At 76.7% G+C, this 3,051-nt stretch carries 3 protein-coding genes and 1 pseudogene; all 4 read right to left on the bottom strand.

Features of this window, described 5'->3' with window-relative positions; all coding sequences use genetic code 11:
• Positions 1 to 16: 16 nt before the first annotated feature.
• Positions 17 to 1,150 (bottom strand): GNAT family N-acetyltransferase, encoded by a 1,134-nt coding sequence (locus CCN33_RS22780; protein WP_086695384.1) that lies wholly within the window; start codon positions 1,148 to 1,150, stop codon positions 17 to 19.
• Positions 1,147 to 1,803 (bottom strand): YveK family protein, encoded by a 657-nt coding sequence (locus tag CCN33_RS22775; protein ID WP_086695383.1) that lies wholly within the window; start codon positions 1,801 to 1,803, stop codon positions 1,147 to 1,149. Before CCN33_RS22775 ends, CCN33_RS22780 begins: the two co-directional genes overlap by 4 nt.
• Positions 1,800 to 2,957 (bottom strand): glycosyltransferase, encoded by a 1,158-nt coding sequence (locus tag CCN33_RS22770; RefSeq protein ID WP_086695382.1) that lies wholly within the window; start codon positions 2,955 to 2,957, stop codon positions 1,800 to 1,802. The genes CCN33_RS22775 and CCN33_RS22770 overlap by 4 nt, the downstream gene beginning before the upstream one ends.
• Positions 2,957 to 3,051: pseudogene (locus tag CCN33_RS33215) on the bottom strand (polysaccharide deacetylase family protein); the annotation flags it as partial. The gene CCN33_RS22770 and the pseudogene CCN33_RS33215, both read right to left, overlap by 1 nt.

Here is a 3,051-nt window from a genome sequence, read left to right as displayed (position 1 = left end):
ATCGACAAGACACCCCCTAGCCCGGCTGGCGCTCGGCGAGGCGGGCCAGCGCCGCCTTGCCCTGGCGGCGGACCGCCGCGTCGGACACCGCGGCCGACAGCAGCGGCGCGGTACGGCGCCGGGCCAGCAGCAGCCGCCCGCTGGGCGCCGGGTCGGGGCGCCAGTGGTGCTTGTACGGTTCGTCGCCGCGCATCAGGCTCAGCGTGCCGTGGGAGCCCTCGGCGGTGTGCGTGGCGCAGGCGTCCAGCAGCATGACGGCGACGTCCGCCTTGCGTTCGCGCAGCGAGGGATGAGCGCCGTAGAGGTAGCCGCCCGCGAGGCTCGGGGAGAGCAGCGTGAGGTCGACGGCGACGACCTCCTCGCCGATGCGGAACTCGGTGACGACCGCGTCCCCGGAGCGCACCATCGGCTCCACCGCGCGTACCAAATGCTCCCTGAAGCGGGGCCGCAGATGCTCGGGCGTCACCTTCCGGCCCTGCCACTGGAGCCGGTGCAGCTCCAGCAGCCGGGCCACCGCGGCCTCCGCCTCACCGGGACCGGCCGTGCGCCGGGCCACCCCGAGCGCGGACAGCTTGCGCAGCTTGGCCCGTACCCGCTGCGCCTTGGGGGACGGCAGCCGGGTGAGCAGCTCGTCCATCGGCACCGGGGGCAGCTCCAGGCACAGGGAGTCCGGCACGCGTCGGCGCGGTCCCGGCCAGCGGTCGTAGACGCGCTCCGCCGCGCCGCCGGCGCGTACTTCGCGCAGGTCGACCAGGGCGGTGCGGGCGGCTGTCCACAGGGCGTCGGTCAGGGCCGCGAGGGCGCGGCCGTCGTCGGCGTCGTCGAGCAGGACGTCGCCGTAGTCGGAGACCGTGCCGCCCAGCGGGACCAGCGCGGGGAAGGGGCGCCGGGTGAGGGTGAGAGGGGCGGCGGCGAGCAGGTCGCGGCCCGAGCGCACCAGCAGGACGCGGAGCCTGCCGTTCCTGCCGTACGACTGCCACCAGGAGTGCAGCCAGGCGTGGCTCTGGAACGGGGTCGCGGTGGCGCAGCGCCGGTGCAGGCGGCCCCAGGCGGGGGCGAGGGCGGCGAACGCCATCTCGTCGCTGAGGAGTTGGGTGGTGAGCGCGGGACGCGCGAAGGTTGCGGGGCGCGCCGCGTACGTCGCCGTCACAGCCGGCTGTGGACGTCGGCGGCGAAGGCCGGGCCGGGCAGCGGAGCCGTGAGCGCGGCTTGGGGCTCCTCCCGGCGCCCCGGCCGGACCAGCAGCGCGAGCCCGCCGAGCAGCCCGCCCGCGCCCGCGCCGACCAGCGTGGTCACCCCGGCCGACGCCGAGGACGGCTGGGTCGGCCGCACCGCGCGGGAGAACTGGAGCAGCTCGACGTGCGTGGCCTTCCTGCTCGCGTCGGCCTGCTGGGCGAGCGCGGCGGCGACCGCGTTGGCCATGGCGGCGGCCCGCGCGGGCTGTCCCGAGGTGGCGGAGACGGCGACCATCGGGGCGTCCGGCGAGGTGGCCGTGCGCACGCTCTCGGCCAGGGTGCTCACCGGCACCCCGGCCCGCGCCTGTGCCTCGGCGAGCACGGCGGGCTGGGTGGCGACCCTGCCGTACGCCTGCGCGAAGCCGAGTGCGGTGGAGGTGTCCGAGCGCTCGGCGGGGACGGCGATGACATAGCTGGTCGCCGTGTAGGCGGGGGCCTTGAGCAGGCCGTACCCGCCGCCGATCAGAGCGCCCGCGACGACCCCGGCGGCCACCAGCGACCAGGGCGGCAGGGAACGGGAGCCCGGCAGACGGCCGGTGCGACGGCGCCGGTTGGGATTCTCGGTCATGAGGGGCTGCCTCCGTGAGGGTGTCGGGGCGAGGGGACCGTACGGGTGAGCGCCGAGGTGTAGACGTCCATCAGCCGGGCGGCGCTGCGGGTGATGCAGTAGTGACGGGCCGCCTCCGGGACGGTGCGCGTACCCGGCCCGGCGGCGCGGACCCCGGCGAGCGCGGCGGCGTACGCGCCGGCGCCCCCGCGTACGCGCACGGCGTCGGGGGCGGCCTCGGGTGGCAGGTCCTCCACGGCGGGGCAGGAGGCGTAGCGCACCGGGAGGCCGGCCGCCAGCGCCTCGACGACGGCCAGCCCGAACGCCTCCTCCGGGGAGGGGGCGGCGAGCACGTCCATCGCGGAGGTCAGCGCGGGCAGGTCGGGACCGGTCGAGCCGTCGGGGAGGCCGGGGACCTCGCCCGTGAACAGCACCCGGTCCAGGACTCCGGCTGCGGCGGCGGTGCGGCGGAGCGCGCCTTCCTCCGGCCCGCCTCCCACCAGCAAGAGGTGGCAGTCGGACGGCAGCTGGGCGAGGGCCTCGACCGAGATGTCGAACCGCTTGCCGGGGGCCAGCCGTCCGATGCCGCCGATCACGAACGCGTCGCCCGGGATGCCCAGCCGGGCGCGGACGCGGGCCCGCCGCTCCGGGTCGAAGCGGAAGGGCTCCAGGTCGATGCCGTTCGGGACGACCGCGATACGCGGCTCCGGTACGCCCCAGCGGGTCAGGCGGGCGGCGACCGTGGGGGAGACGGCGACCGTCGAACGACCCAGGCGTTCCCCGGCCAGATACAGCGCGCGCACACCGGAGCTGAGCGGACGCCCCTCCATCTGGGAGTCGCCCAGGGAGTGCTCGGTGGCGACCACCGCGCGCACGCCCGCGAGCCGTGCCGCCAGCCGGCCGTAGAGACAGGCCCGGTAGAGGTGAGTGTGGACCAGGTCGTAGCGGCCGCGCCGGATCAGCCGGGCCAGCCGGGGCAGTGCGGCCAGATCCCGGTTGCCGCCCATGGCGAGGTCGGCCACCCGCACCCCGTCGGCCCGCAGACCGGCCGCCACCGGGCCGGGGTTGGTCAGCGTCACCACGTCGCACTCGACGGGCAGGTGGCGCAGCAGGAGCCGCAGTTGCTGCTCGGCGCCCCCCACCCCGAGGCCGGTGATGACGTGCAGCGCCCGCATCACAGCCCCGCCACGGGTCGGCGGCGCAGCCGGTGCAGCCGGTACTTCAGGAACAGCCGCACGGCGTTGTCGTTCTGCCCCACGTGCACGCGGG

The sequence above is a fragment of the Streptomyces recifensis genome (assembly GCF_002154615.1).
GTDB lineage: Bacteria > Actinomycetota > Actinomycetes > Streptomycetales > Streptomycetaceae > Streptomyces > Streptomyces griseoluteus.
Note: the sequence above shows the minus strand (reverse complement) of the source record. Positions and strands in the feature narration are given on the sequence as shown.

What these genes read in the sequence shown, in the direction of transcription:
- CCN33_RS22775 (WP_086695383.1), bottom strand. Translation starts at nt 1,803, where the DNA reads ATGACCGAGAATCCCAACCGGCGCCGTCGCACCGGCCGTCTGCCGGGC.
- CCN33_RS22770 (WP_086695382.1), bottom strand. Translation starts at nt 2,957, where the DNA reads ATGCGGGCGCTGCACGTCATCACCGGCCTCGGGGTGGGGGGCGCCGAG.